Annotated in this window: 20 protein-coding genes; 11 read left to right on the top strand and 9 right to left on the bottom strand. The window is 67.7% G+C overall.

Annotation, left to right across the window (positions count from 1 at the left end; genetic code table 11):
* Window positions 1-3: 3 nt before the first annotated feature.
* Genes WG898_RS04685 through WG898_RS04675 form a run of 3 tightly spaced genes read right to left on the bottom strand, consistent with a single transcriptional unit; the run spans window position 4 to window position 1,669 of the window.
* Window positions 4-567 (bottom strand): hypothetical protein, encoded by a 564-nt coding sequence (locus WG898_RS04685; protein ID WP_339601579.1) that lies wholly within the window; start codon window positions 565-567, stop codon window positions 4-6.
* Window positions 564-1,037 (bottom strand): nuclear transport factor 2 family protein, encoded by a 474-nt coding sequence (locus tag WG898_RS04680; protein ID WP_339601578.1) that lies wholly within the window; start codon window positions 1,035-1,037, stop codon window positions 564-566. Before WG898_RS04680 ends, WG898_RS04685 begins: the two co-directional genes overlap by 4 nt.
* Entirely contained in the window at window positions 1,034-1,669 is a 636-nt protein-coding gene (locus WG898_RS04675; RefSeq protein WP_339601577.1) for a class I SAM-dependent methyltransferase, read from the bottom strand. Before WG898_RS04675 ends, WG898_RS04680 begins: the two co-directional genes overlap by 4 nt.
* A gap of 84 nt (window positions 1,670-1,753) precedes the next feature.
* Between WG898_RS04675 and WG898_RS04670 the strand changes: the two genes are divergently transcribed.
* The 9 genes from WG898_RS04670 (at window position 1,754) to WG898_RS04630 (ending at window position 11,878) form a co-directional block, all read left to right on the top strand.
* Window positions 1,754-2,947, top strand: a complete 1,194-nt coding sequence (locus tag WG898_RS04670) for an amino acid aminotransferase (protein WP_339601576.1) — start codon at window positions 1,754-1,756, stop codon at window positions 2,945-2,947.
* The gene (locus WG898_RS04665) at window positions 2,944-3,927 is read left to right on the top strand and encodes an alpha/beta hydrolase (protein WP_339601575.1); all 984 of its coding nucleotides are present in this window, start codon (window positions 2,944-2,946) and stop codon (window positions 3,925-3,927) included. The genes WG898_RS04670 and WG898_RS04665 overlap by 4 nt, the downstream gene beginning before the upstream one ends.
* A 229-nt stretch (window positions 3,928-4,156) precedes the next feature.
* Window positions 4,157-4,465, top strand: coding sequence for a hypothetical protein (locus tag WG898_RS04660; protein ID WP_339601574.1), 309 nt, complete (start codon window positions 4,157-4,159; stop codon window positions 4,463-4,465).
* 24 nt (window positions 4,466-4,489) lie between these two features.
* Complete coding sequence (locus WG898_RS04655; protein WP_339601573.1) at window positions 4,490-6,340, top strand: ATP-dependent nuclease; 1,851 nt, start codon at window positions 4,490-4,492, stop codon at window positions 6,338-6,340.
* Window positions 6,341-6,658: 318 nt separating this feature from the next.
* On the top strand, window positions 6,659-7,861 hold the full coding sequence (locus WG898_RS04650; protein WP_339601572.1) for an MBL fold metallo-hydrolase: 1,203 nt from the start codon (window positions 6,659-6,661) through the stop codon (window positions 7,859-7,861).
* Window positions 7,862-8,036: 175 nt separating this feature from the next.
* Window positions 8,037-8,390 (top strand): hypothetical protein, encoded by a 354-nt coding sequence (locus WG898_RS04645; RefSeq protein WP_339601571.1) that lies wholly within the window; start codon window positions 8,037-8,039, stop codon window positions 8,388-8,390.
* A 226-nt stretch (window positions 8,391-8,616) separates the two neighbouring features.
* A complete protein-coding gene (locus WG898_RS04640) occupies window positions 8,617-9,888 on the top strand; it encodes a D-amino acid dehydrogenase (protein ID WP_339601570.1) in 1,272 nt (423 codons plus the stop codon).
* Entirely contained in the window at window positions 9,885-10,976 is a 1,092-nt protein-coding gene (locus WG898_RS04635) for a serine hydrolase (protein ID WP_339601569.1), read from the top strand. The genes WG898_RS04640 and WG898_RS04635 overlap by 4 nt, the downstream gene beginning before the upstream one ends.
* Window positions 10,973-11,878: a S66 peptidase family protein gene (locus tag WG898_RS04630; RefSeq protein ID WP_339601568.1), complete on the top strand. Its 906-nt coding sequence runs from the start codon at window positions 10,973-10,975 to the stop codon at window positions 11,876-11,878. The genes WG898_RS04635 and WG898_RS04630 overlap by 4 nt, the downstream gene beginning before the upstream one ends.
* Window positions 11,879-11,894: 16 nt before the next feature.
* Here WG898_RS04630 and WG898_RS04625 read toward each other — a convergent pair whose 3' ends face one another.
* Window positions 11,895-12,629, bottom strand: coding sequence for a substrate-binding periplasmic protein (locus WG898_RS04625; protein ID WP_339601567.1), 735 nt, complete (start codon window positions 12,627-12,629; stop codon window positions 11,895-11,897).
* Between the two features lie 109 nt (window positions 12,630-12,738).
* Entirely contained in the window at window positions 12,739-15,585 is a 2,847-nt protein-coding gene (locus WG898_RS04620; protein WP_339601566.1) for a TonB-dependent receptor domain-containing protein, read from the bottom strand.
* Between the two features lie 229 nt (window positions 15,586-15,814).
* On the opposite strand from WG898_RS04620, the gene dacB reads away from it, so the two are divergent.
* Both dacB and WG898_RS04610 read left to right on the top strand, forming a co-directional pair.
* On the top strand, window positions 15,815-17,293 hold the full coding sequence (gene dacB, locus WG898_RS04615; RefSeq protein WP_339601565.1) for a D-alanyl-D-alanine carboxypeptidase/D-alanyl-D-alanine endopeptidase: 1,479 nt from the start codon (window positions 15,815-15,817) through the stop codon (window positions 17,291-17,293).
* 62 nt (window positions 17,294-17,355) lie between these two features.
* Window positions 17,356-18,141: a substrate-binding periplasmic protein gene (locus WG898_RS04610; RefSeq protein WP_339601564.1), complete on the top strand. Its 786-nt coding sequence runs from the start codon at window positions 17,356-17,358 to the stop codon at window positions 18,139-18,141.
* Between the two features lie 30 nt (window positions 18,142-18,171).
* On the opposite strand, the gene WG898_RS04605 is transcribed toward WG898_RS04610, so the two are convergent.
* The 4 genes from WG898_RS04605 to WG898_RS04590 are packed head-to-tail and all read right to left on the bottom strand — an operon-like array spanning window position 18,172 to window position 22,347.
* Window positions 18,172-19,227 carry a S66 peptidase family protein gene (locus WG898_RS04605; protein WP_339601563.1) on the bottom strand — a complete coding sequence of 352 codons (1,056 nt, stop codon included), beginning with the start codon at window positions 19,225-19,227 and terminating at the stop codon, window positions 18,172-18,174.
* Between the two features lie 17 nt (window positions 19,228-19,244).
* Window positions 19,245-19,856 (bottom strand): M15 family metallopeptidase, encoded by a 612-nt coding sequence (locus tag WG898_RS04600; RefSeq protein ID WP_339601562.1) that lies wholly within the window; start codon window positions 19,854-19,856, stop codon window positions 19,245-19,247.
* Complete coding sequence (locus WG898_RS04595; protein ID WP_339601561.1) at window positions 19,856-20,761, bottom strand: LysR family transcriptional regulator; 906 nt, start codon at window positions 20,759-20,761, stop codon at window positions 19,856-19,858. The genes WG898_RS04600 and WG898_RS04595 overlap by 1 nt, the downstream gene beginning before the upstream one ends.
* Window positions 20,758-22,347 (bottom strand): ABC transporter substrate-binding protein, encoded by a 1,590-nt coding sequence (locus WG898_RS04590; RefSeq protein ID WP_339601560.1) that lies wholly within the window; start codon window positions 22,345-22,347, stop codon window positions 20,758-20,760. Before WG898_RS04590 ends, WG898_RS04595 begins: the two co-directional genes overlap by 4 nt.
* Window positions 22,348-22,401 lie beyond the last annotated feature (54 nt).

The following is a 22,401-nucleotide window of genomic DNA, read 5'->3' as shown; positions in this document are numbered from 1 at the left end:
CCCTCACCAGCTTTCTCGCCAGCCCCACCAGGGGCCATGCAGGGGCCGGTAGCTGTCCTCGCCGCGGCGCTGCGGCCTGCCATGCGCCGAATAGGCCAGGCCGGCCTGGTCCATCAGCCCGGCCCTGCCGGTGATCAGGCGCACGCTGCCGTCGGGCAGCATCTCGGTGCGGCTTACCTGGTACAGACCCACCCGGCGCACCGGGTGGCTGAACTCGTAGGCCAGCTCGACCCGGCCGTCTCGCACCGCCTGCACATAGTCGCGCAGCGCTGGCTCGCTGAGCCACAGACGCGCCTGCACAAACACGCCGCCATAGGAAAGCGCGATGCCCAGGGCCAGCGCCGCCGGTTCCCGGCACCAGCTGCGCCAGCCGCGCACGGACTGGCGCGCGCCCAGGCGCCCAGGCCGCCGCAGAAGCAGATGCCGCAGCAGACGGGCCGCGTAGAACAGGGCCCACAGCAAGGCAATGCCAGCCATCGCCAGCCCTTCGAGCACGGCCACGCCGGTATTGCTGAAGACCAGCGCACAGAGCAGCAGCCAGAGCAGAGCGGGCGCGCGGCTGCTCATGCCGCCCCTGGCGCCGCTGGTGACGCCACCCGCGTGATCTGCACGCTGACGATCTGCCAGCGTCCGCCGCGGCGCACATAGACGTCGATGTAGCGATAGTGGCTGGCGAAGGGCTTGCCGTCGTAGCTGCCCTGCATGCGCGTGCGGCCACTCAGCAGGGCGGTGTCGCCATAGAGCCGGATCTCGAAGTCTTCCACCTGGTAGGGCTGGATGTGCAGCTTGGGCGACATCAGGCCGTCCACAAAGCTGGTCTTGGTCTCGATCTCGGCGTCGGCATCGATCTGGCGAAAGTCTTCGGCCATATTCGCCTCGATGGCGGCGCGGTCCTGGCGCACGATGGCCTCGTCCCAGGCCTGGGCCTGGCGGCGCAGCTGCGCGATGTCGGCGGCGCGCGGGCGCGCCATGGCGGGCGCGGCGGCCAGCGCCAGGGTGGTGGCGCTCAAGAGCTGGCGGCGGGTCTTGCTGCTCATGCTTTGCTGGCGATGAGGATGAGGTCCTGAGTTTGTTTGCTGGCGCCGGGCGGCGCCGGCATGCGCTGCAGCTCCAGCAGCCGCAGCCCGTTGGCGCTCAGGGCCTGCTGCAGCGCCGCGGCCTCGTGGTAGTGCACAAAGGCCTGCGCGCCGCTGCCGCTGCTGGTTTCAAGGCCCGAGTCCTCGGGGCGGCCCTCCATCGCACTGAGATAGAGCGCGCCGCCGGGCCGCAGCTGCGCGGCGGCGGCGGCGATGAATTCCGCCGCCTCGGCGGCCGACAGATAGGGCAGGCCGAAGGCGCAGACGATGCCGTCAAACGGCCCCGCCAGCTCGGCCATGCGTCGACAGTCGTGCACCATGAAGCGCGCCGAGGGGACGGCCGCTTGCGCCAGCGCCACCATGCGCGGCGCCAGGTCTATGCCCAGCAGCTCCAGCTCGGGCCGCTGCGCCAGCAGGTAGTGCGCCACATTGCCCGGTCCGCAGGCCGCGTCCAGCACGCGCGCCGGGCCCGCGGGCAGCAGCGCGCCAAAGCGTGCGTAGCCGGCGTCGTACAGGTCCAGGTCCATGTACTTGTCGCGGTAGCGCTCGGCGAGCTGGTCGAAGGTGGCGGCGGAGAGCTGGCAGTGATCCATGCCTTGAGAGCGTTGGTTGGATGTCGGGGATTCTGCAGCAGCCCGAACGCCGATAATGCGGGCAGCTAAACCCGGAGCCCCGCCATGTTTCAACACGTCGACGCCTACGCAGGCGACCCCATCCTGAGCCTGAACGAAGCCTTCCAGAAGGATACGCGCCCGGGCAAGATCAATCTGTCGATCGGCATCTACTTCGACAACGACGGCAAGATCCCGATGCTGGACTCGGTGCGCCGAGCCGAGCTGGAGGTGGTGGCCGCGGCCGGCCCGCGTCCCTATCTGCCGATGGAGGGCGCGGCCAACTTCCGCAGCGCCGTGCAGGCCCTGCTGTTCGGCGCCGATCATCCCGCCATCGCGGCCGGCCGCATCGTCACCATCCAGGGCGTGGGTTCGAGCGGCGGCCTCAAGGTCGGTGCCGACTTCATCAAGCGCTACTTCCCCGACAGCGCCATCTATGTGAGCGACCCCACCTGGGACAACCACCGCGCCGTCTTCGAGGGCTCGGGCATCACGGTCAAGACCTACCCCTATTACGACGCGGCCAGCGGCGGCCTGCGCTTCGCCGAGCTGCTGGATGCGATGCGCGCCCTGCCGCCCAAGAGCGTGGTGCTGCTGCACGCCTGCTGCCACAACCCCACCGGCGTGGACCTGACGCCGCTGCAATGGGACGAGCTGATCCCGGTGCTGAAGGAGCGCCAGCTGCTGCCCTTCCTGGACCTGGCCTACCAGGGCTATGGCGAGGGCATCGAGGAAGACGCCTTCGCGGTGCGCGCCATGGCCGATGCCGGCCTGGCCTTCTTCGTCGCCAACAGCTTCTCCAAGAGCATGAGCTTGTATGGCGAGCGCTGCGGTGCGCTCTCGGTGGTGTGCCCCGATGCGGCCCAGGCCGTCAACGTGCTGGGTCAGCTCAAGTTCATGATCCGCCGCAACTACAGCAACCCGCCCATGCATGGCGGCCAGATCGTCGCCAAGGTGCTCACCACGCCCGAGCTGCGCAGCCTCTGGGAGGGTGAGGTGAGCGAGATGCGCGACCGCATCCACCAGATGCGCAACGCCCTCTACGAGGTGCTCAGCGCCAAGCTGCCGGGCCGCAACTTCGACTACTTCCTGACCCAGCGCGGCATGTTCAGCTACACCGGCCTCACGCCCGCCCAGGTCGATCGCCTGAAGGACGAGTTCGCCGTCTACCTGGTGCGCTCGGGCCGCATCTGCGTGGCGGGCCTGAACACCGGCAATGTCGAGGCCACCGCCAACGCGATGGCCGCGGTGCTGGCGTGAGCTGGCGCAGGCTTGCCAACAGGGCGGCGGTGTCCGCCCTGGGCGTGAGCCTGATGTTTCTGATCGGGCCGCGCAACCCCGAGGCGGCCCTGGAGCCTCCGGCGGCGCTGACCCCGCCGCCCGCCAGCCTGGAGGCGCTCGACGCGCACCTGGCGGCGCGCGAGGCGGCGCTCGGCAACGTCATCCCGGGCACCGAGAAGCGCATCGTCTGGGGCGCTGCCGGCAGGCAGCGCGCGCCCTGGGCGGTGGTGTTCCTGCATGGTTTCAGCGCCAGCCGCCAGGAGCTCGCACCCCTGCCCGAGCTGGTGGCCAATGGGCTGGGCGGCCATGTCTTCTACACCCGCCTGGCCGGCCATGGCCAGCCCGGCGAGGCGCTTGGCAAGGCCAGCGTGGCCGACTGGAAGGCCGATGCGCTGGAGGCGCTGGCAATCGCCCAGCTGCTGGGCGAGCGCGTGCTGGTGATCGGCAGCTCCACCGGTGCCACCCTGGCGGCCTGGCTGGCGCAGCAGGAGGCGGCGCGCCAGGTGGCGGCCTGGGTGATGGTGTCGCCCAACTTCGGCCCCAAGGATCCCTGGGCCCAGGTCATCAACTGGCCCTGGGGCCGGCAGCTGGCGCGCCTGGTGCAGGGCCCCGAGCGCAGCTACCCGGCGCGCAGCGAGTTGAAGGCACGCTACTGGACGCACCGCTATCCCACCGAGGCGCTGTTCCCGATGATGGCCCTGGTGGACCATGTGCAGCACAGCCCGCTGGAGTGGATCCAGGCGCCGCTGCTGATGCTGCTTTCGCCGCGCGATTCGGTGATCTCGGTGGAGGCCGCGCAGGCGGCCTTCCGGCGTTTCGGCAGCCCGGCCAAGCGCCTCATCGAGGTCAACTACAGCGAGTCGCTGGGCCAGCACATCCTGGCCGGCGACATCGAGGCGCCCAAGGCGAGCGCGCCGATGGCGCAGCAGATCCTGGAGTTCGTGCGCGCGCAGCGCTGAGTCGCACCCCTGGCAGAAATCGTCCGCGGCTACAACTGGCAGGCTTGCCAGTACGAGTTTCGTTTCATTTGGGCCTACATTTTAGCCGTTAGAAACGGAGCTTGCACCCTGGCAAGACGCTTGGCGATCTCGCCCTGGGCATGCAGCTCACAGCGATGTGCCGAGGGAGGCAACGATGACGACGATGCGGCGATGGGGCCTGGCCCCAGGCTTGTGGCTGGCCTTTGCCATGAGTGGGGTCCCCGTGCGGGCGGCCAACCACGACTTGCCCGCCGTGCTCGGCGAACACATGCCCTCGCTTGAGCAGTTATGCAAGAGCCTGCCGGCGAATGCCAGCAGCATGGCCGAGAACAGCCCGGCGCGCAGCATCGTCGCGTCTTGCGCGGCCATCCAGCCCCTGGCCGCCACCGGCGGCGGCAAGATCATCTGGGAGGATTGTCCGCCGCTGATCAACGCGCGCCAAAGCATCGGTGCGCTCAGTGCCGACGCCGTCTTCGGCAACCAGCATCTATGGCAGAGTAGCCGCACCAACACATGAGCCCCAGAGGGCCAAGGGAGGAACATGAGGCTTCGCCGTTTCGAGATTCGCAATTACAAGTGCATCGAGCATGTGACCCTGGAGTGGGAGGACTTGATCGTCCTCATCGGTGAGAACAACGCGGGCAAGTCGTCGGTGCTTTCGGCCATTGCCGTGTTCCTCAGCGGCAGCTCCATCAAGGATTCGTCGCTCTTCCGCCGGCATCAGACCGATGACGCCAACGCCATTGAGCTGATTGGGCACTTCGACAGCCTGACCGACGAGGAGAAAGGCCAGGTCGCTGTTCGCGGCCGGATGGATGGCGACCATTGGGTATTGAAGAAGCGCTATTGGTTCGAGGCTGGCGAGGTCGGCGAGGCAGGCGGTTGGAAAGAACAGCTGTACTCGTTCTCCGGCCTTGAACAGTTCATGGGCTGGCCTGACCCTGACACAACCTGGGCTGCGTTCCCCGCGGATTACCAGCCCATCATTTACGCGCTGCCCAACAAGGCCGCCCGGCCGAATGCAGGCTCACGGGAATCTCTCAAAGCGGCTGTGCGCGAACAACGCCCCGACTTGGTTGCGGTCACTGCGCCAACCTGGGTGGCGAACCCCGGCGGGGGCGGGAACTGGAAGAGCAATGCCAACTCCATCCTGCCGCGCCCCATTCTCGTAAAGGCCGTCCAGGAGGCGAGCGACGAGACCAACGCGAAGGACGCCACGACTTACGGTAAGCTGGTCAACCTCATTGTCGAGCGCAGCTTGGCGCAGCGCCCTGAGATGGCTGCGCTTCAAGCCGCTCTGGATGACGTCTTGGCGCTTTTCCGCCCTGACCCTGCCAACCCGCAGCGTCAGGCTCAAGAAGTTCGGGATCTGCAGGACCGAATCAACCAGAGCCTCAACGAGGTCGTGGGCGGCCAGGCGCTGATCCGTACAGAGGCGCCTGAACTTCGGACGATGGTTCTGCCATCGACATCCCTCGTCATCCGCGACGCTCAGGCGGGCATCGACACGGAAGTTGGCCATCAAGGGCATGGTCTGCAGCGCACGCTGGTTATCACGTTGCTCCAGTTGCTGGCTGACGCGCAGGCCCAGGGCCAGTTGGCGCAGGGTGCCGGTCTGCAACGCGGCACCATCTTATTGATAGAGGAGCCCGAGCTCTACCTGCATCCGCAGATGGAGCGCTTGATGCGGGACGTATTGCACCGGCTTGCTGCGCAGCCCAATACCCAGGTGGCCTGCTGCACTCATTCCCCGGTATTCCTGGACATCGCTGCGAACTACCGCGCCATCGTGCGTATGTTCAAGACGCCCCAGGGGGATGCCTCATGCCACCAGGTGACGCAGGACTTGTTCCCCGGGCAACCGAACCAAGCCGACAAGCAACGCCTGAATACGGTCGCGCGCTTCGACCCCACGGTCAATGAACTCTTCTTCGCCCAGCGCGTGGTGCTGATGGAGGAGTTCAGTGCGATTGCTGCGTTCGAGCGCGCTGCTGAGCTGATGGGGCTTTTCGAGCGCCACCGGCGCCTACGCCGGGAAGCTGCGTTGGTGGACTGCAACGGCAAGTCCAATGTTCCGGCCTTCCAGCGGGTGCTGAACGCATTCAGCATCCCATATAGGGTTCTGCATGATGCGGACCCAGGCAACCCTGCGGAGCAGGCGAACAACCAGAAGATTCTTGGCCTGTTGCCTCATGGAGCAGCCCAACTGCACATGGTGATGCCGGACCTTGAAGGGTTGCTCGGCTACCAGGCACCAAACAAGAACAAGCCCTATGTGGCGGTATGTACCGTAGAGAATCTTCATGCCCAGGGGCAACTACCGGCCGCGTTCCAGCAGGCAGTGTGCATGGCCTATTTTGGCCAGCCTGCCGAGCCGCAGCCGGCGCCCTGATTCGAACTTGGAGGGAGGTGAAGTGGAGGCTTAGCAGACCGCGCTCGTGGCCTTTGTTGGCAACGCAGCGCTATTGGGCCGTCAGGCCATCGTTGTCAGGCTCGCGTTCTATCGGTGACGAGACGTAGAAATCTGGGGAACAAGATGAGAATCGTTCATTCACGCCTACAACACGGCGTGGGGCAAGGATCATTTCACTCAGCCTCAGTAGAGACTACCGAGGTTGGCGGCGCGCGCTATCGGTTTGACTACGTGTACGACTGTGGAGCGCTCGTAGGCCGAAACGCATCGCCGCACCTGCTGAAGAGTATCAAGAGGATGGACCTGTCCCTGCGGGCTGACAGTGGGGGTAGGGGTGTCATCGACGCTCTGATCCTCTCGCATTTCGACCGCGACCACATCATTGGTGCCGCGTTGCTGGTGGACAAGTACATGGTTCGTCGCGTTTACGTTCCATACCTAGCTCCAACGGAGTTGGCCTTTGTGCTGGCTGGACAGGAGGTGCAACTGGAAGAGTCCTACATTCGCGAACTGCATGGGCTCGCGACGGGCACGGGCACACTTTTTGGGGTGCCAGTAACCATGGTTCAGCCTGGTGGGGATGGGAACAATGACGGACCTCCTCAGAACCCCGATGGCCCGCGTCCGGACCGCGATGAGGCGGCGGATGTGAAGCGTGAGCTAACTTCACTCCAAGCCCTTGATCGGCAAACCGGCCGGCCTGCCGGTGCAGTGCTGTCTGCCCGCAGTGATGTTGGCCTTGGTGCGCCGGGGCTGCCGGGCACTGCGCCGTGGGTACTGAGGTTCTGGAATCGTGGGCTTGACAATGACTTGACTGCTCATCTGTTCGATGAACTTGTGATGTGCGAGTTTCCGATGGCTGCTCTGTCCGAACCAAGCGCCGTGGACGAACTCGTGGACTGGCTGGAGGTTTCCACGAACCGAAGAGCCGCCCTTCAGGCCTATCGAAGTGCCATCGCGGCGTACAAGCCTGCGTGGGCTGCAGAAGCGAGCGGCCAGCGGCTCGCGAACCTGCTCTCCCTCTGCATGTATTCGGGCCCAACGGCGGCACAGTTCGGCGTGCGTGGATATGAATTCCTAGATTCATCCGGTCAAGACCGGGGTTACGAACGCAGATACTGGCGCAGCGAAGATCGGCTCTGGCATTTGCTCGTTGGCGGGGAGCGTGTCGGATGGCTTGGTACAGGAGATGCTCCGCTCGGCGAGCCACCAATCTGGGCTGATTTCAGTGCGCACTATGCGGACGTGCTGGACCGAGTGTTGACCGTGCAGGTGCCGCACCATGGAGCAGCTCCGACTGGTGGTCCCAAGTTCTTCAATCCCGCGCTGATTGGGGCTCCCGGAATGAGCGCTGTCGTATCTGTGGGTACTACCAATTCCTACGGACATCCCCGGGCAGGCGTCTTGAAGGAAGTTTTGGCCGAAGGTGCCCGCCTACATGTTGTGACGGAGGAGTGCTGGCTGGGATTCCACGAAGTCATTGACCTTCAATTGTCTTGACGGTGAAGCCTGAGCGGCTCTTTGAGTCGCCGTTCACGGACGTCAATGCACAGGGGCCGTTGGCTGTGTGTATGCCGGCGCAGATCACTTGAATTGGTGAGGTGTTGACTGAATTCTGGTCGTAGGCCGTCGGCTAAAGCTGTCTCGCTTCACGACAACAATCCTGGAGACATCCGTGCTTGAGCTCAATGGAAATCACGTCGCCGCTTTGGACGACGAAGACCTGCGTGTGCTGGTCGCTAAGCTGTGCGAAGCGGAATTGCAGCGCAATGCCTTGCCGGTTTCAGCCATTCTTTCTGGCGGTAACCAGACGGCGCAGGATTGCGGCATCAACGTCGCAGTCGAGCTGGACGCATTCGTATCCTTGGCAGGGCTGGACTTCGTGCCCAAGCCGCTCACTGGCTTTCAGGTGAAGTGCGAAGACATGCCCGAAGTCGATTGCGCGCCTCGCTGTCGTTTCAGTTTCTGTAGATTTGGCACCGCCCAGCATGGAAGCTGGATAAGGCTGGATTCAAGAAATCTAGCCTGAGACCAGTGGTGCAGCACGTTGAGGGTCTCTGTTTGACGCGCGCCGTGCTCAGCACCGCCGGCAGCTAACGTGCAAGGGTACTGAATCGCCTGCGGGTCGTTCGGCGACAAATTGGATGCAATGCCCTGCGGTGGATCAGACCTGCCTGGCGGCGCATAGGCGCAAGTTATGGGAGCCGCCCTGGCTTTCATTGGCTGGCCGCGGCCCGAATCCCTAAGCTGCCGGCATGTCGATGATGAGCAGCAGCAAGCATGTGGTGGTGATAGGCGGCGGCATCGTCGGTCTGACGAGCGCCTGGTGCCTGGCCGAGGCCGGCCACCGGGTCAGCCTGGTGGAGCGCGAAGCGGCGCTGGCGAATGGCGCGAGCCGCGCCAATGGCGGGCAGCTCAGCTACCGTTATGTCTCGCCGCTGGCGGATGAGGGCGTGCCCTTGAAGGCCTTGCGCTGGCTGCTCGATCCCGACGGCCCGCTGCGCTTCAAGCCCGAGGCCAGCTGGCAGCAATGGAGCTGGCTGGCCGCCTTCCTGGCCAAATGCCGTGGGCCGGTGAACCGGCGCACCACCGCGCGCCTGCTGGCGCTGGGCGCCTACAGCCAGACCGCGTTTGCGCAGCTGCAGGCCGAGACCCGGCTCGACGCGATCGCCCTGCGCAGCCCCGGCAAGCTGGTGCTCTACCGGCAGCCCGCGGAATTCGGCCGCGTCGCGGCGCGCGTGCGGGCCGCCGGCGATGCCGCCGAGCGCGCGCTCAGCCACGCCGAATGCGTGGCCCTGGAGCCGGCACTGGCGCACAGCCCGGCCCAGCTGGCGGGCGGCATCTTCACCGAGGGCGAGGCGGTGGCCGACTGCCATGCGCTCGCGCTGGCGCTGGCCGAACGCCTGCGTTCGCACCCCAACTTCCGTGCTTTTGTGCATGCCGAGGTGCAGGGCTTTGTGCGGCGCCAGGGCCGCGTGGTGGGCTTGCGCTGCGAGGCCGGCGAGATCGCTGGCGACGAGTTCGTGCTCGCCGCCGGCCTGCAAAGCCGTGCCCTGGCGGCCGAGCTGGGCATCAGGCTGCCGATCTACCCGCTCAAGGGCTACAGCCTGACCGCGCCGATCGCCGCCGACCATCTGCCGCCGGTGGTGAGCGTGACCGACTTCGAGAAAAAAATCCTCTATGCGCGCATCGGCGCGCAGCTGCGCGTTGCCGCGATGGTGGATCTGGTGGGCGAGGATGCGCGCATCGACCCCGGCCGCATCGCCTCGCTGCAGCGTGCGGTGCGCGCCATGTTCCCGCGCGCCGCCGATTACGATAGCGCCGAGACCTGGGCCGGCCTGCGCCCCGCCACGCCCAGCGGTGCGCCGCTGCTGGGCGCCACGCCGGTGCCCGGGCTGTGGCTCAATGTGGGCCATGGTGCATTGGGTTTCACCTTTTCCTTCGGTTCGGCGCGCATCGTGGCCGAGCTGGTGTCGGGCCGCGCGAGCCCATTGAGCCTGGATGGGCTGCAACTAGCCACCCCATGAATTCAAGTGCTGATCTGGCCGAACTGCTGCGCCGCGCGGTGCTGGCACAGGACTTCGGCGCCACGCCCGACCCGCTCGATGGCGGCCGGCCGCTGCGCCATTTCCCCAGCATCGATCTGGCGGTGGCCTGTTTCCCGGCCGGCGGCGCGCCGGCCCTGTTTGCCAACGTGCTGTTCTCGCGCGCGCATCCGCTGGGCCTGGTGGCAGGCATGGCGGCCGGGGCGGGCGCGCTGCAGGGCATGCGCCTGCTGGCCGATCAACAGGATGGTCAGGGCCGCTCGATCGCCTGGCTGCCCGAGTCCGACTGGCAGCGCCTGGACTGGCTGCCCCTGCATGGCGACAGCGGCCCCACGCTGGTGGCGCCCTATCCGGCCTCGCTGCTGAAGCTGATGGTGCTGGTGGGGCTGGCCTGGCTGATTGACCAGGGCCGCAGCCGCTGGGATGCGCCTGTGTCTTTCGAGGGGCAGTGCCGGCCGGTGAGCGACTGGGCGCTGGACATGACGGCGATCAGCTGCAACACCGCCACCTCGGCCCTGGTGGCGCATCTGCATGCGATCGGCGCGATCCGCCGCGACGCGCTGGGCGAATGCCATAACGAGCTGCACCTGCTGTTTGCGCAGCTGGGCCTGCCGACGCTGCGCCTGGCCAATACCCGGCCCGATGGCGGCTGGGGCAATGCCGCCGGCGCCGGCGTGGGCCAGCTGCAGATGACGGCCTGGGACACGGTGCGCCTGCTCTGGTGGCTGGACCCCGATGCGCCCGCGGCGCCCTGGCTGCCGGCACGTGCGCCGCGGCTCAGCGCGGCGAGCCGGGGTCAGGTCTTGCGCGCGCTGGAGGCGCAGACCCTGCGTGTGCTGATGCCAGACAGTCTGATGGCCGAGCTGCGCTTCGCGCACAAGACCGGCACGACCGAGAACTACGCCTCCGACGCCGGCATCGTGCGCGGCATCGCGCCGCAGCGCCGCCACTATCTGATCGCCATGCTCAGCAACCTCGGTTCGCGCTACGGCGTGCCCGAAGCGCGCCTGGCGGCGCTGGGCGCGGCCATCGATGCCGGGCTCAAGCCCTGGCTGGAGTCCGACTCTTGAACGAGTCATTTCTGCTGCAGCCGCTGCCGGCCGGCGCCTGCCTGGGCGTGGTGGCGCCCGCCGGGCCACCCAAGCCGGGCGTGCTGGAACAGCTGGCGCCGCTGATCGAGCAGCTGGGCTTTCGCGCCAAGCTCTTTCCCGGCTGCGCCGGCCCGGTCGCACTGGGCCATCTTGCCGCCGCCGACGCGCAGCGCCTGGCCGATCTGCATGGCGCTTTTGCCGACCCCGAGGTCGATGCCCTGCTGTGCCTGCGCGGTGGCTATGGCTGCATCCGCCTGCTCGATGGCCTGGACCTGGAGCTGCTGCGGCGCCACCCCAAGCCGCTGATCGGCTACAGCGACATCACCTCGCTGCACGGCGCGCTCGATCGCCTCGGCCTGCCTTCCTGGCATGCGCCGATGCCGGCCTCGGATTGGCTCAAGCCCGGTGGCATGGACGATGCCCTCCAGCTTGCCGCGCAACTGCAGCGCGGCCTGCGCGCGGGCGATGTGCTGGCCCCCGCCGGGCTTGCTGCGCAGCCGCTCAGCCAGGGCGGCAGCGCGCGCGGCCGGCTGATCGGCGGCAACCTCGCGGTGCTGGCCTCCAGCCTGGGCACGCCCTGGATGCCCGATGCGCGCGGCGCCATCCTGTTCCTCGAAGACATTGCCGAGGAGCCCTACCGCGTCGACCGCTACCTGGCCCAGCTGCGCCTGGCCGGCGTGCTGGACGCCGCCGCGGGCTTTCTGATCGGCAGCTTCAGCGATGCGGCCGAGGCCCCCGACGCCGTGCTGGCCGACTACCTGCCGCGGCTCGGCAAGCCCATCCTGGCCGGCTGGCCCAGCGGGCATTGCTGCCCCAATGTGGCGCTGCCGCTGGGCGTGACGCTAACGCTGGACGTGCAGGGGCGCTGCCTGCGCGCCTGAGTTAGGGGCCCTATGCCTACTTCAGTCCGGCAAACGCCAGCCCGCCCTGCCTGGTGACTTCGGCGATGCCCTGCGTCAGGCGTGCCATGGTCTCGTCGGGCAGCTGGGGGTGGCAGGCGAGAAAGGTCTGCACCTCGCGGATCACATAGACCAGCTGCGGCGCGGGCGCATCGCTGCGCTTGATGAGGACTTGGGCGTTGAGTTCATGCACGGCCCAGAAGTCGATGCGTCCGCTGTTCAACATCTGCAAGCCGTTCTGGTTATAGGGCAGCTGCAGTGGGTTCAGGCCCTGTTCGCTCAGCCAGCCGGCCGGCTGGCTGCCGCGCATCACGCCAATGCGCGCGCCTTGCAGATCCTGCGCCGAGGCGATCCTGCGGCTCGTGTCGTGCCGGGCGTAGATCACCTGGCGCGAGTGGCTCACCGGTCCGGCCCATTTGTAGTCGGACAGGCGCTGCGCGTCCTGTGCCAGGCCGGCCACGCAGGTGTTGGGCCGTGTGGCTGCCTCGATGCTGGATCGGGCCAGCGGTGCCAGTTGCAACTGAATTGACAGCCCGGCGTGCTGGGCGATCTTTCGCAGCGCGTCGGCCGCCGGCCCCACGATGGTGCGGCCCTTGTCCGGGCTGCCTATCAGCTCGGGGGTCGCATCCATATAGATGGTCAGCGGCTCTGCACCTGCCGCGCCGCAGCGCAGGCCAGTCAGCAGTAGCAGCAGCGCCAGCGGCGTCAGCGACGTTCGGGGCTTGTCTGCCATGGATGGTGCTCGCCAGGATGGTCGCCCCATGCTAGCAGTTGTCGACACGCAAATGGACAAAGGGCCTGGCGGCCCTTTGTCATGCCGATGGCACTATGGCCCGGCTACCTCACTTGAACGCGTACTTCATCAGCATGGTCAGCGAGCGGCCGCGTGGGTCGGCTACGCGCGGATCCCAGGAGCTGCCCGAGCCCAGGTCGGCGTCGTAGTAGGCGCTGAAGGGCGGGTTGGCGCCGAAGATGTTCTTCAGGCCCACCGTGACGCTCAGGTCCTTGATGCCGCTGTAGGTCACCGAGTAGTCGTAGCTGATGTAGGGCTTGACTTTGGCGCTCCAGTTCGGCGGCGTCACCGTGCCGTTGGCTACGCCCGGCAGCACGGCGTCGGTGTAGCCGCCGGTGTAGCGCTGGGTCAGGCTGTTGACCCAGGGGCCCTGGCTGTAGGCCAGCGTGGCCACATGCTTCCAGCGGATGCCGGGGTCGTCGTAGCGGTTGAACTGGCCCAGCTGGCTCGGACCCCAGGGGTCGCTGTTGCTGATGCGGGACTTCTTGTCCAGCAGATAGCTGCCATCCAGGCTGGCCGCCCATTGGCCCTCGAAGATCTTGCCGCCCGAGGCGAGGTTGAGTTCCAGGCCCGAGGTCTTGGCGCCGCCGGCGTTGAACCAGCGCTGGTCCACCGCCACCAGGGCGCCGCTGGCGTCGCGCCAGAAGCGATCCTGGAACAGCGCGTAGTTGCTCTTCAGCTCGGTCAGCGAAGGCGTGCGGATCGCGTCGTTGCGGGTGATGGTCCACCAGTCAAGACCGATGGAGGTGTCCTTCCACGGGCTCAGCACGATGCCGACGGTGCCGCTCTTGGCCGTCTCGGGGCCGAGTGCGTTGTTGCCGCCGCTGATGATGTCCGGGAACACGGCCGCGCAGCCCGGCACGGCGGGATTCACCACGCCGCTCGCGCAGCTCTTGGGGTCGGCCAGGTCCTTGCCGTCGAAGGGCGCCTTGGTCGGCCCGTTGAGGGCCTGGCTGAAGGTGGGCACGCGGAAGCCGGTGTTGTAGGAGCCGCGCACCAGCACTTCCTGCATGGGCGTGTAGCGCAGCGAGAACTTGGGGTTGGTGGACTTGCCGAAGCCGGTGTAGTCGTCGGTGCGCGCCGCGGCGGTGAACTCCAGGTTCTTCAGGATGGGCACCAGCAACTCGGCATAGATGGCTTTGACGTCGCGCTTCACACCGTTCACCGCATTGCTGCCGTCAAAGGGCGCGGCGATGATGACCTGGCCATTGGGGGCGCCGTCCTCGCCCTTGAAGCTGAACTTTTCGCGCCGGGCGTCGATGCCCACGGCGGCCATCACCTCGCCGGCCGGCAGCTTGAACAAGGGGCCGGTGGCCGAGGCGTCGGCCTGGGTCACGGTGAATTTGCCGCCATACAGGGCCAGGCCCTTGGCCGAGGCCGCCGCCAGGGCGCTCAGGCCGGCAGCGGTCTGCTGCCCTGGCATGGCAAAGGGGTTCAGCGCGCCCGAGCCGATGGCGGCAACCATGCCGTCGCGGTAGTAGTAGCCGGTGCCCAGGGTCGACTTGTCTTCGCTGAAGGCCGATGACAGGCCGGCCTTGTAGTCCCAATCTTTGAGGAAGGCGACGGGGCCGTCGATGCCGGCAAAGATGCGGCGCGATTCGGTCTCGGTCTCGATCTGGCGCGGGCCGCAGTCCATGCAGCGCCAGCGGAAGGCGATCGGGTTGCCCTTGTTGGGCAGGATGCTGGGGAAGACCTGCGCAATCGCGTTGAACACCGAGTTGTAGGACGCGCCGCTGCTGGGGTAGAGGTAGCGGTTGGTGGCGCTGGAGATCAGCTGCACCTCGGAGAATGACTTGGACGAATGCACCTTGCCGCTCACCAGCTCGGCGGTGAAGAGGTGTTCGCCCAGCGACTTGCTGAAGCGCGCGACCAGGCTGGTGTTTTCCACCGGCTGCTGCAAGGTGGCGGACACGCCGGTGTCCCAGGCGCAGCCATATTCGGTGCCGGGCGAGGCCCAGAGCTTGGCGTCATAGGCCATCGAGTTGGGCATGCTGGCGCAACCCGCACCGCCGGGCATGGCCAGCGGGTTGATACCGTTGTAGCGTTGCGTGCCGCCGGGCAGCAACACGCCCGAGCTGCTCGGGCTCAGGATGGTGGTCAGGCCTGCGCGTGCGAACACCGTGGCCACCGGTGTGCCGCGCGTGTCCACCGACAGTCCGCGATCGGGCTGGAAGGTGTTGACGAAGCCGCTGCGCTGCGTGCCCTTGAGGATCTCGTTCTCGGTGCGCGCCACGGCGAACATGGCGTTGTAGCCATCGCTGGCCAGATTGCCCACGCCGCCGCTGGCGGAGAGGCGGTAGATATGGCCACCGCCCTCGGTGGTGAGGTCGCTGAAGGCCTGCATCTGCAGGCCGCTGAGGTCGCGTCGCAGGATGAAGTTGATGACGCCGCCGATCGCGTCGGTGCCATAGATGGCCGAGGCGCCGTCCTTGAGGACTTCGATGCGCTCCACCGCCGTCATCGGGATGGTGTTGAGGTTCACCGCCGTGCCGTTGAGGCCATGCGATGCCACACGCCGGCCATTCAGCAGCACCAGGGTGTTGCGCGAACCCTGACCGCGCAGATTGGCAAAGCTGGCGCCGTTGTTGCCGCGCGCGTCGCCGGCCACCACGTCCGATTGGCTGGCCATATTGTCCAGACCGTTGCCGTTGGAGGTGAGGGTGGAGATCAGCTGCTCGGCGGTGACGATGCCGGCGCGCTCCAGCTGCGCGGCAGAGATCACCTGCACCGGCAGCGAACCTTCGTCCTTGATGCGCTTGATGCTCGAGCCGGTGATCTCGACGCGCTCGACCCTCTGCACCGGTGCGGTGGACTGGGCGCTGGCGAGCAGCGGGGCGGCCAGGCCCGTCAGGGCAAGGCATCGGGCAAGGCATTGGGCGATGGGGGTCAGCTTCAAGACACTTCTCCTTCAACAACAACGACGTTGGGACTGCTTGGCGCCATGATCGAGTAGCCGGCGCTCCCGGGCCATAGGGGCCGGCCGCATTTGTTGCTTTGCCCGCAATGAATGCTTGTGCGAGCCTCATAACCTGCGGGAATGCGCCCCGGGGAACGCGCCCGTGCGGCCCCCTCGCTCAGGGCTTGAGCCGGCTGTGCCGGGCTGCTTGCGCCGCTAGAGTGGGGCCATGTCTTGCCTCCCCCCGATGCGGCGCCGCGGCGCTGCCACCTTGCTGACGGCCTCTCTGGCGGCGTCGCTGATGGCCTCGCTGGTGCTGAGCGGCTGCGCCGCCCTGGCGCCCGCCAGCCACGAACTCCCCGCCCCGGTGCGCGCGGCCCTGCAGCGCGCTGGCCTGCCCGAGCAGAGCCTGGGCGTGGTGGCCTTTCCGCTCGATGCGCCGGGCCGTGGCCTGCGCTGGCGCGCCGATGCGGCGATGCAGACCGGCTCCACCATGAAGCTGGTGACGGCCATCGTGGCGCTGGACAAGCTCGGCCCGAACCAGCGCGGCCGCACCGAATTGCTGGCCACGGCGGCGCCGCAGGATGGTGTGCTGCAGGGCCCGCTCTATCTGCGCGGCGGCGCCGACCCCGAGCTGGACTGGGGCGTGCTGCACAGCCTGCTGCGCGAGCTGCGCGAACAGGGCCTGCACGAACTGCGCGGCGGCATCGTGGTGGACCGCACGCGCTTCCAGCCGGCGCGGCCCGAACTGGGCCGGCCGCCCTTCGACGAGCAGCCCGAGTTCCCCTACAACGTGATCCCGGACGCCCTGCATCTGAACGGCAGCCTGCTGGACCTGGCGCTGCAGTCCGACGGCGCGGGCCTGGTGCAGGCGCGCCTGAGCCCCGCCTGGCCGGGCTTGAACGTGGATGCCAGCGGCCTGCAGCCCAGCGACAGGGCCTGCCAGGACTGGGAAGACGACTGGCTGCCGCCCGAGGTGCAGGACGGGCAGCTGCGGCTGCGCGGTGCCTTTCCGCGCCACTGCAGCCAGCGCCAGGCCATCAATGTGTTCGACCGCCAGCTGCTGACCGGTGCCGCGCTGCGCGCGCTGTGGCAGGAGCTGGGCGGCGCGCTGCCGGGTGAGGTGGGCGAGGGCGCCACGCCCGCGCACGCGCGCCTGTTGGCAAGCCACTCGGGCCGGCCACTGGGCGAGCTGATGCGCGGCGTGATGAAACGCTCGGACAACGCGCTCACGCGCCTGACCTTTCTCAGCCTGGGCGCCGCGCACCCGCAGGCCGCCAGCTTCGCCAGCACCCAGGAGGCCGCCGCCGACCAGGTGCGGCAATGGCTGGCCGAACACCGCATCGCCGCGCCCGAGCTGGTGCTGGAGAACGGCTCGGGCCTGTCGCGCACCGAGCGCATCGCGCCCGCCAGCCTGGCCGCGATGCTGGCCGCGGCCTGGCGCGGCCCCTATGCGCCCGAGCTGCTCAGCAGCCTGCCGTTGGCCGGGGTGGACGGCACCCTGGGTCGGCGCCTCAAGGGCACGCCGGCCGAGGCGCGCGCGCGCCTGAAGACCGGTACGCTGCGCAATGTGGTGGGTCTGGCCGGCTATGTCTACGACGCCGGCGGCCGGCCCTGGGTGATGGTGGCCCTGCTCAACCACGACGCAGCCCCCGAGAAGGGCAGGCCGGTGCTGGACGCGCTGGCGGCCTGGCTGGCGCAGCTCTGAATTCGGGGGCCGCTGTATAAGCCGCTATGCTGGCACCATCGCAGGCCTTGAACGGGGGCGGGATGGCTGGAAGCTGGGCAGCGGCGTGCGCCCTGACGGTGGTGGTGGGCTTTGGCACGCCGGCCCAGGCACAGCCGCCCGCCAAGCGCCTGGACTTTGTCACCGAGCCCTACGCCCCCTACACCTACGAACGCGATGGTCGGGCCGCCGGCCCGATGATGGACGTGCTGCAGGCCACCTGCGCGCGGCTGCAATGGCAATGCCAGGTGCAGGTGCTGCCCTGGCGGCGCGCCTATGGCATGGCCGAGCGCGGCCTGGTGGATGGCATCTTCACCCTGCTGGAAACGCCCGAGCGGCGCGCCCTGTTCCGCTTCTCGATCCCGGTGATCGAGGCTCGCTTTGCGCTGTTCGCGCGCAGCGGGCAGGACTTTGTCTACACCGGCCCGGTCAGCCTGATCGGACATGAGATCGGTGTCTACGGCCCCTCGGGCAGCTCGGCCTCGCTGGCCGAACTGGTGCAGGGCCTGGATGTCAAGACGCAGCTCGAACCCGACAACACCACCGTGCTGCGCAAGCTCGTCGCCGGCCGTTATGGGGAGCAGGGCCTGGCCTTCATGAACGAGAGCGTGGCCCTGTGGCTGCTGAAGGCAGAAAAGCTCCCCGGCCTGCAGATGGCCGGCGTGGCCAAGCAGTTCGCCTATCCCTTCGGCCTGGTGCGCAGCCGTGTCACGGCCGCCGAGGCCGCGGCCTTCGACGCTGCGCTGCTGGCCAACTGCCGCAGTGGCGTTACCGCGGCCCTGCTGCGGCCCTATGCGCTACCCGCGGCGCCTTGTGGCGCGCCGCATTGATGGGGCTTGCGGCGCCTGCCGCCGCGCCAGTCAGCTCACCGCCGCCGCCAGCAGCCGGATGCTGCCCGCATCCGCGTCGATCTCTACCTGCGCGCCCACCGGCAGGGTGAACTTGCGCTTGATGTGGCCGATCATGGCGCCGCGGTAGACGGGCACATTGAGCGGCAGGAAATAATCGTCGAAAACCTCGTCCAGCGTCAGCGTGCCGAAGTTGCCGTCGCCGGGTTCGCATTTGGTGAACTTGCCCAGCACAACGCCGGCCAGCTGGTCCAGCGCGCCGGCCAGGCGCAGCGTGGAAAGCATGCGGTCGACGCGGTAGATGTACTCGTTGATGTCTTCCAGGAACAGCACGGCGCCGCGCCAGTCGTGCCAGTAGCGCGAGCCCGCCAGCGAGCTCAGCACCGCCAGATTTCCGCCCAGCAGGCGCCCGCGCGCCTTGCCGCCGCGCAGGGTCTGGATGCGGTCTTCGGTCTGCACCAGCTTGTCGCCCAGCTCGCCCTGCGGGTTCTTCAGCAATGGCAGCTCGCCGCTCTGCATCACCATGTCCTTGAAATGCGCGACGCTGAACTCGTTCCATTCCGAGCCCGCCACCGGGCAGTGGAAGGTGACGAGGCCGGTCTGCTGGTGGATGGCGTTGACCAGGCAGGTGAGGTCGGAGAAGCCGCCGAAGAACTTGGGCTGGCGCCGGATCAGGCCGTAGTCGAGCTTGTCGACGATGCGGTTGCAACCCGAGCCGCCGGTGAGCGCGATGATGCCGGCCACGCCATCGTCGGCGAACATGGCGTTCACGTCGGCGGCGCGCTCGGCATCGCTGCCGCCGAACTGGCCGTAGCGGCCGCGTACATGGGCGCCCAGCTTGACTTTGAAGCCCAGCGCCTGCAGCGCCTCGACGGCCAGCTGCAGCGGTTCGCGCTCATAAGTGGCGTTGGCGGGGCTCACCAGGCCCAGGGTGTCGCCGGGGCTGAGGCGGCGCGCCAGCAGCGGCGTGGGCGTGGCGGCGGCGGATGTAGCCCCAGCGGGCAGGGCGGCCGCTGCGCCTGCGGCCAGGGCCGAGACGAAATGGCGGCGTTGCAAAGAAGAACTCATGCGGGCAGCTCCATCCATCAAAGCACGCGTGGTAGCTCGCGCCGCACCAGCACGCGATCGCCGAAATCGAAATGCCACCACTCGGTGGCAATGCCGTGGAAGCCGGCCTGCCGCATTGCCGCGCGCAGCCAGCCACGCTCGCTCAGCTGGGCGGGCTTCAGCAGGCCCTGCGCCAGGTGCTCGGCCTCGAACTCGGGGTGCGAGATCGGCGCCATCTCGTCGAAGGCCGAGCCCATGTCGACCTCGCGGCCCTGCGGGTCCAGCAGGGTGAGGTCCACCGCCATGCCGAACGAGTGGATTGAACCGCGCTCGGGGTGGGCCAGGTATTGCGCCAGCGGCGTGCCGGCCAGCTCGGCATAGAGCGCCTCCTGCACACGCTGCGGGCGCAGCGCGTCCAGCACGCGCAGCCGGTAGCCGGGGCGCTGCCGGGCCAGCCATTGCGCGGCATGCAAAAGCGCCGCTGCCGCTTCACGCCGCAGGTAGGCGCAGTCCAGGCCGCCGTAGACGTCGCGGCCGACGAAATTGTCGGGGCTGGCGTAGCGCAGGTCCACATCCACGCCGTCCAGGCTCAGCAGGGTGCGGAAATCGGGGTGGCCGGCAATGTCTTCGCAGGCAATCATCGTCGTCATCAGGCTTCGCCCAGCGAGCCCAGCTGTGCGCGCGCCGCCTGGCCCAGGTAGCCAACCAGCTTGCGCGCCGGCTGGGCCAGCGGCGCATTCGCGGCGGTGAGCAGGTGCAGCTGCACGGGAATGCGCGGCAGCAGCGGCCGCACGCGCACGCGCGCGCGGTCGGCCGAGGCGGCGGTGAAGGGGTCCACCACCGTCATGCCCACACCTGCCTCCACCAGGGCGCGCGCCAGCTGGTAGGTCTGCACCGTGATGCGGCTGGCGACCGCCAGGCCCTGAGCCTCGAAGGCGCTCATCACCACGCTGCCCAGCGGGTCGTCCTCGGCCATCGCGATCAGCTCGCTGCGGATCTGTTCGATCGGCAGCGGCCCTTCGCCCGCGGCCTCGGGGCTGCCCAGCGGGCACAGCGCCATCATCGGTCCGGCGGCCAGCACCTCGGCCTTGATGCCGGGGTGGCGCGGGTCCTGCAGCGAGAGCGCCAGATCGGCCTCGCCCAGCAGCAGGGCGTTGACGATCTCGCGCGTGTGGTTGGTGGCCAGGATGCAGCGGCTGGCCGGGAAGGCCTTGGCCCAATGCGTCATCGCCGCCGGGATCACCGAGGCGCCCAGGGTCGGGGTGGCCACCAGCTTGACCTGCTCGGCGATGCCCGAGCGCAGATTGGCCGCCAGACGCCTGATCGTCACCAGGTCGCGGTTGAGCTTGTCGATCTCGACGAACAGGCGCTGCGCCTCGGGGGTGGGGTAGAGCTTGCCCTTGAGGCGGTCGAACAGCGGCATGCCCAGCTGCAGCTCGGCATGCTGCAGCACCTTGGTCACCGCCGGCTGCGAGATGTGCAGCAACTGGGCCGCACCGCTGATGGTGCCGGCCTGCATGATGGCGTGGAAGACCTCGATGTGCCGGAGTCTCATTTCCTGTAGACGTTCTCGAAATCGACGCTGCCGTTGGGCGCCATGATGAAGCCCTGCACATCGCGGCGCACCGGGATGTAGACGGTGGAATGCGCCATCGTGATCCAGGGCCGCTCGCGCTTGAAGATCTCCTGCGCCTGCTCGTACATGGCGATGCGCTTCTTGGGGTCAGGTGTTGCGCGCGCGTCGTTGATGAGCTTCTCGAACTCGGGGTTGCAGAACTTCACGCCGCTCTGGTTGGCGGCGCAGCTCAGGTTGGGGGTGAGGAAGTCGTCGGCATCGCCGTTGTCGCCCGACCAGCCGCTCATATAGACCTGGTGCTCGCCCTGGTTGGCGCGCTTCAGGTATTCGCCCCACTCATAGGTCTTGATATGGGCCTTCACGCCGATCCTGGCCCAGTCCTGCTGGATCAGCTGCGCCATCAGCTGGCCGTTGGGGTTGGTGGGGCGCGTCACCGGCAGGGCCCAGAGCTCGATCTCGAAGCCGTTCGGGTAGCCGGCCTTGGCCAGCAGCTGTTTCGCGCGCTCGGGGTTGTATTCGTTCCTGAGTTTTTTGTTGTAGCCGGGGATGGCGGGCGGGAAGGCGCTCACCGCCTGCATCGCATCGCCGCGCGGGAACAGGGCCTTGAAGATCGCATCGCGGTCCACCGCGATGTCCAGCGCCTCACGCACCTCGCGCTTGTCGACCGGCGGCTTTTTCAGATTGAAGCTCAGGTAGGAGATGTTGAGCGCCTGGATCTTGAGCAGCTGCACATCGGGCTTGCCGTCGAGCGAACTCACGTCCACATCGCGCAGCGCGGCGCTGACCTGGCATTCGCCCGCCAGCAGCTTCTGCACCCGCACATTGGGCTCGCGGCTGATGCTGAACACCAGGGCGGTGGTCTTCTGCTTCTCGCCCCAGTAGTCGGGGTTGGGCTCCATGCGCACCACATCGTCCTTGGCATAGGACTTGAACTTGTAGGGCCCGGTGCCCACCGGCTGGTTGTTGATCTGGTTGGCGCGTCCTTCCTTCAGGAGCTGGGCGCCGTACTCGGCCGAATGGATGCCGGCAAAGGCCATCGCCAGATAGGTCTGGAAGATCACGTTGGGCTGCTTCAGGCGGAAGCGCACCGTGTATTCGTCCACCTTGTCTATGCCCTCGATCAGCTTGGCCAGGCCGAGGTTCTGCGGGTAGACGAAGTTGGTCGGAAAGGCTTGGTTGAACGGATGCTTGGGATCGATGAAGCGCCCGAAGGTGAACAGCACATCGTCGGCATTGAGCTGCCGCGTCGGCGTGAAGTAGGGCGTCTTGTGAAAACTCACGCCGCGGCGCAGCGTGAAGGTGAATGTCTTGGCGTCCGGCGTAATCGTCCAGGCGCTGGCCAGCTGCGGCTCCAGCTCGGTGCCACCGCGCTTGAACCCCAGCAGGCCCTGGAACATCTGGCTGGTGACGTTGTTGGTGCTGGCCGAGTCCCACAGGCCGGGGTCGAAGCCCTCGGGGCTGGCGTCGGCGCAGTAGACCAGGGGTTTGGCGGCGATGCTCAGGCTGAGCAGGGAACCGAGCAGCAGGGCAAGCAGGGTACGCGGAGTGGAACGAGGCGTCATCATGGAGGCGGGGCCGGCAGCAAGGTGGAGGCCATTGTTGGGAGCCCCCACCCGGAA

Origin of the sequence: Paucibacter soli (assembly GCF_037482845.1) — a bacterium.
Lineage (GTDB): Bacteria > Pseudomonadota > Gammaproteobacteria > Burkholderiales > Burkholderiaceae_C > Paucibacter_B > Paucibacter_B soli.
This window is presented reverse-complemented; position numbering and strand designations above follow the sequence as displayed.

Coding starts and splice junctions, on each gene's coding strand:
- WG898_RS04635 (WP_339601569.1), top strand. CDS start 9,885: ATGAATTCAAGTGCTGATCTGGCCGAACTGCTGCGCCGCGCGGTGCTG.
- WG898_RS04605 (WP_339601563.1), bottom strand. CDS start 19,227: ATGAGTTCTTCTTTGCAACGCCGCCATTTCGTCTCGGCCCTGGCCGCA.
- WG898_RS04610 (WP_339601564.1), top strand. CDS start 17,356: ATGGCTGGAAGCTGGGCAGCGGCGTGCGCCCTGACGGTGGTGGTGGGC.
- WG898_RS04675 (WP_339601577.1), bottom strand. CDS start 1,669: ATGGATCACTGCCAGCTCTCCGCCGCCACCTTCGACCAGCTCGCCGAG.
- WG898_RS04685 (WP_339601579.1), bottom strand. CDS start 567: ATGAGCAGCCGCGCGCCCGCTCTGCTCTGGCTGCTGCTCTGTGCGCTG.
- WG898_RS04660 (WP_339601574.1), top strand. CDS start 4,157: ATGAGTGGGGTCCCCGTGCGGGCGGCCAACCACGACTTGCCCGCCGTG.
- WG898_RS04655 (WP_339601573.1), top strand. CDS start 4,490: ATGAGGCTTCGCCGTTTCGAGATTCGCAATTACAAGTGCATCGAGCAT.
- WG898_RS04600 (WP_339601562.1), bottom strand. CDS start 19,856: ATGACGACGATGATTGCCTGCGAAGACATTGCCGGCCACCCCGATTTC.
- WG898_RS04650 (WP_339601572.1), top strand. CDS start 6,659: ATGGACCTGTCCCTGCGGGCTGACAGTGGGGGTAGGGGTGTCATCGAC.
- WG898_RS04640 (WP_339601570.1), top strand. CDS start 8,617: ATGTCGATGATGAGCAGCAGCAAGCATGTGGTGGTGATAGGCGGCGGC.
- WG898_RS04595 (WP_339601561.1), bottom strand. CDS start 20,761: ATGAGACTCCGGCACATCGAGGTCTTCCACGCCATCATGCAGGCCGGC.
- WG898_RS04590 (WP_339601560.1), bottom strand. CDS start 22,347: ATGATGACGCCTCGTTCCACTCCGCGTACCCTGCTTGCCCTGCTGCTC.
- WG898_RS04670 (WP_339601576.1), top strand. CDS start 1,754: ATGTTTCAACACGTCGACGCCTACGCAGGCGACCCCATCCTGAGCCTG.
- WG898_RS04625 (WP_339601567.1), bottom strand. CDS start 12,629: ATGGCAGACAAGCCCCGAACGTCGCTGACGCCGCTGGCGCTGCTGCTA.
- WG898_RS04680 (WP_339601578.1), bottom strand. CDS start 1,037: ATGAGCAGCAAGACCCGCCGCCAGCTCTTGAGCGCCACCACCCTGGCG.
- dacB (WP_339601565.1), top strand. CDS start 15,815: ATGTCTTGCCTCCCCCCGATGCGGCGCCGCGGCGCTGCCACCTTGCTG.